This window comes from Brunnivagina elsteri CCALA 953, from assembly GCF_002289455.1.
Lineage (GTDB): Bacteria > Cyanobacteriota > Cyanobacteriia > Cyanobacteriales > Nostocaceae > Brunnivagina > Brunnivagina elsteri.
This window is the reverse complement of the sequence record NZ_NTFS01000469.1, coordinates 1-4693: the sequence shown is the minus strand read 5'-3', so window position 1 is coordinate 4693 and position 4693 is coordinate 1. Positions and strand designations below refer to the sequence as shown.

At 37.2% G+C, this 4693-nt stretch carries 3 protein-coding genes; 2 read left to right on the top strand and 1 reads right to left on the bottom strand.

Going from position 1 to position 4693, the window contains the following annotated elements:
• Positions 1–133: 133 nt before the first annotated feature.
• Both CK510_RS26575 and CK510_RS26570 read left to right on the top strand, forming a co-directional pair.
• Complete coding sequence (locus CK510_RS26575) at positions 134–2467, top strand: CHASE2 domain-containing protein (protein WP_095724522.1); 2334 nt, start codon at positions 134–136, stop codon at positions 2465–2467.
• A gap of 403 nt (positions 2468–2870) precedes the next feature.
• Positions 2871–3683 carry a DUF928 domain-containing protein gene (locus CK510_RS26570; protein ID WP_095724521.1) on the top strand — a complete coding sequence of 271 codons (813 nt, stop codon included), beginning with the start codon at positions 2871–2873 and terminating at the stop codon, positions 3681–3683.
• A gap of 277 nt (positions 3684–3960) precedes the next feature.
• Here the strand turns inward: CK510_RS26570 and CK510_RS26565 are convergent, their stop codons facing one another.
• A complete protein-coding gene (locus CK510_RS26565) occupies positions 3961–4548 on the bottom strand; it encodes a peptidoglycan-binding protein (protein WP_095724520.1) in 588 nt (195 codons plus the stop codon).
• Positions 4549–4693 lie beyond the last annotated feature (145 nt).

Genomic DNA, 4693 nt, shown 5'->3' with positions numbered 1-4693 from the left:
TTCATAACAATCAATTACAATTACTCTACTATAGATGTAATATGATTAGTAAATCTAGCTATAGGAATTATCATAATCGCAATATTTGATGATTTGACCAAAACAAATTTAAATTTATTTAACTTGAAATAATATGCATCGTCTCATCGTTTTAAATTTAGGCAAAGGAGATTTACAACATGGTTTCCCAACTGCGATCGCACAATTTTGGGAATCGGAAGAACTAGCTCCAATGCAGTTTACAGGGAGTTTACCTGCTAATCCCAGTCTTGATGTTCTTTATCAACGTTGGTTACTATTATATGAGTCTTTATATGCTAATTTGGCTTGGAGAAGAACTCGAAATATCCACCCAGAATTTGAAATTGATGAGGATGATAAGGAAGTTACTCATATTTCCCATGCGGAATTTCAAGAAGTTTCTCAAAATTTACAAGTTCAATTAAATAGCTGGCTAAATACAGAAGATTTTTTAACTATTGACCGTAAATTACGTACTCATTTAACCCCAAAAGATGAAATTCGTTTGGTGATTGTGGCACAAGATGGGAAGATTTTAAAATTACCTTGGTGTTTGTGGGATTTTTTATCTGATTATTCACAAGCTGAAATCGCTCTTAGTCCTCCTGAATATGCACGTTCTTTAAAAATTGCAAATAAACCAAAAAAGAAAATTAAAATATTAAGTATTTTAGGCAATAGTCGCGGAATTGATACTGTTAAAGACCAAGAAATATTAAAACAACTTCCAGATTCAGATATAACTTTTTTAATTGAACCAACATCACAACAGCTAAATGAAAAACTTTGGCAAGCAGAATGGGACATTTTATTTTTTGCAGGACATAGTTCAAGTCAGGGCAAGGGTTCGATTCAAATTAATCCCACGGAAACTTTGACAATTGACCAATTAAAATATGGTTTAAAAAAAGCGATATCTAACGGTTTAAAACTAGCAATTTTTAACTCCTGTGATGGGTTAGGTTTAGCCCATGATTTAGCAGATTTACATTTACCCCAAGTAATTGTCATGCGGGAACCCGTACCCGATAAAGTTGCTCAGGAATTTCTTAAACATTTTCTTGCTGCTTTTTCTGGAGCAAAATCCCTTTATCTTGCCGTACGGGAAGCAAGGGAAAAACTACAAGCATTGGAAACAGAATTTCCCTGTGCCACTTGGTTACCCGTAATTTGTCAAAATCCTGCGGAAACACCATCTAATTGGAGGGAATGGTGCGGCAAAAAACAACCAATTCAATTATTACCAAATCGTCGGCAATTACGATTAATTCTGTTATCTAGTTTAGTAAATACCCTCTTAGTATCAGGAGTTAGATTTTTCGGATTACTATCTCCAGTCGAATTATTTGCATTTGATATATTGATGCGATCGCGCATTCCCGAACAACCTGACGCTCGAATTTTGGTAGTCACTGTAACTCCCGAAGATATTCAAGCACAGGATTCAGAACCCCGTTTTGGTTCCCTATCTGATACTACCCTGAGCAAATTACTGCAAAAATTAGAACAATATCAACCTGTCGCAATTGGTTTAGATATTTACCGCGATTATCCCAGTCGCAAACCCGAATTAGCCCAGCAATTACGGCAAAATCAGCGCTTGATTGGTGTCTGCAAACGTCCAGATACCAAAGATGACCCAACAGGTACTTTACCATCACCAGAGATACCCGAAGCACAGTTAGGATTTAGTGATTTTGTTCAAGATGATGATAGTGCGATTCGTCGTCATTTGTTATTTTTAACACCGAATACAACTTCCCGTTGCACTGCTGCTTATGGATTCAATACCCAGCTTGCATTCCAATATTTATACACAAAAGGTATTAAGCCAGAATTTACACCAGACGGAAATCTCAAACTAGGTAAAAAAGTCTTGCCATCGATAAGCGATCGCACAAATGGATATCAAGGTATTGATGCGGGTGGCAGTCAGTTATTATTAAACTATCGAGCAACGAGTAACCCACAGAATATAGCCCAAAAAGTCACCTTAAAGGATATTTTCAGCAACAAAGTCAATTCCAAAGCCATCCAAAATCGGATTGTCTTGATTGGTATCGCAGATTTGAGTGCTGGGGATTATTGGTCAACCCCCTATGGAGCAGGTTCCTCCAACAAAATTCCTGGTGTCTTGATTCACGCACACATGGTTAGTCAAATTATTAGTCATGTTTTAGATGGAAGACCATTATTATGGGTTTGGTCTGGTTGGGGAGAATATAGCTGGATTGGATGCTGGGCAATACTTGGAGGCTTTATTGCTTGGCGATTTCGTCGGTTAGTAATTATGGGTATAGTTATATCTGTATCAGTGATAATACTCGGCACAACGTCTTGGATATTGCTTAACTCCGGTGGTTGGATTCCTTTAGTTCCATCTGCGATCGCTTTACTCTTGACTAATGGTGCGGTGGTTATTTTACAGTTGAGCCATAAAGATTAACTAGTCTATGTTAGAATCTCCAACAAAATAAGGTGGGCAAAAATGAAAGCGATCGAAGTATAATCTCATATTCTTTGCGTCTCTGCGCGACAAAAAAGGTTTAGTTCATTTACCTGAAAATCGCCGTCAATCCAATCTTGTATTATATTAAGTATTTGTAAATTTTCTTTCATTTTCAGCGATGTAATACCGTTTGCGCTATCTTTAGTATCGGCACAACATACAAGTTGAGAATTTCAATTGCATAAATCTCATCAACCAGACGTGTAAATAATCAAATGTCTGACCAATAATTCCTGATTAAACTCCCACACTTAATTTATTGGTGAAATCAATCCAAAATCGGATGACAAATTTATTCCCTAATTAATTTGTAAATTTATTAATTAACTTTATTTCAATTATGAACCACACAAAACCTGACACCAAAATCTTGACTCAAATAATTAATAATCCTATCGTTAAATTTATTACCATCCTCGCACTCTGTACAAGTTGTAACCCAGGTTTCGGAGAACAAATAGTTGCCACAAACACCAATTCTACATCAATCGCAATCAAATTTGTACCACCCCCACCACCACCACCAAATCGTGGAGAACCCACAGGAAGGGCACAGGGAGGAGCCGGAAGAGGTTGCGAACCAACTGCACTTGTACCTGTAACTAAATCAAATAATGGTAATCTTCTGTGGGGTTTAACAGTAGCCGAAAGACCACAATTTTGGTTTAGCTTACCCAGGAGTTTGACATCAAAAGATGCCATTGAATTTGTATTAACAGATAACCAGAAAAAAACAGTTTATAAAACTAAATTGAATAGCTTGACAACTCCGCAAGGAATAGCTAGTTTCCCTATTCCTGAAAATATACCAGCTTTAAAAATAGGACAATCTTATAATTGGTCTTTCTCTGTTTACTGCGATTTTCAAACTATCGAAGATAAACCAGGAAACGTTCAAGGTACTATCCAACGAATTGCTATAAATCCTCAATTAAAAAATCAACTAGCAAATGCCAAAACACCCATTCAACAAGCAACAGTCTACGCCAAAAATGGCATTTGGTTTGACGCACTAACAACCTTAGGAATTAACATACGTAAAGAAAAATCCAAAGAGATTTCCTCCGCTTGGACTGAATTACTGCGACAGGTAAACTTAGAAAAAAATTCCTCACTTCCCATTACCAATTGTTGCGATACTCCAAAGAAGTAACTAAGTCCTAGCACTTAGAGAGTACTGGTAAAATAATTATTTATTTAATTCCCAAAAGCCTTAGAACATTCCTCTTTAGAGGAATTTAGCCATTAGACAGGGAATTAATTCCCTGGCTTATTAGGCATTTTCTGCTTTCATGATTTATAAACACTCTCTTACACCAACAGATGTGATATGCCAACGGCATTAAGCTCCACTTATCGCAAAAACACAAAACAGCACATTAAGTAATCTCGTCGATATGTTCCACCAAAACATATCCAGCCAAATCAGTCTACAATCCTAATGCTACTCTAGTTTGTGGACCCACTCTACCATCAGCTAATAACCCATTATTGAGTTGGAAGTTACGAACAGCACGGGAAGTTATGGAACCGTAAAAACCAGTTGTCGGTATACCTAATGCCTGTTGAACCCGAATAACTGACCTACCTTGAGAACCAGCACCAAGGGTTACAGGACCACCAACACCAAGTCCAGGTCTATTTATCCTACCAGGATTGACACCAACAAATCTGGAGGCTACGTAATTACCCGAAGACAAGCGACTAAAGCCATTTTCCGTATCCACTACAATAGCAAGTCTGGCACCATTTCGCAAACATCCAACTACTGGTGAATTTAGACTTGGTGCAGAACGAACTCGCAAACAGCTACCATTGGTACGGACATAACCTAACGCACTCACAGCAGCTTGTGCTTGGGGAAGACTTCCAAGTATCATACCCACACTTGCAAATGCTAAACAAGCAGATTTGAAAACAGTTTTCAAGTTGAAATTTATTTTGCGAAGTTTTAATTGCGCTTCTGTTGCTGCATTTTGATTCGTATCAGTCATAACTGAGTAAGCAAGATATTCCATCTTCAAATTCTCCCTTGTAAGTTCTTAGTTTTGATAACCTTTGATAAGTACCTTGATAAGTAAAGAGATATGTTCAGCTTTTCTGTTATATCTCTGCTTTATCTCAGACGTATCTAAGGCTACAGATAATCTTAGAGGATTATTA

Excerpts from the sequence above, each read along its gene's own strand:
- CK510_RS26575 (WP_095724522.1), top strand. The coding sequence starts at position 134 with ATGCATCGTCTCATCGTTTTAAATTTAGGCAAAGGAGATTTACAACAT.
- CK510_RS26570 (WP_095724521.1), top strand. The coding sequence starts at position 2,871 with ATGAACCACACAAAACCTGACACCAAAATCTTGACTCAAATAATTAAT.
- CK510_RS26565 (WP_095724520.1), bottom strand. The coding sequence starts at position 4,548 with ATGGAATATCTTGCTTACTCAGTTATGACTGATACGAATCAAAATGCA.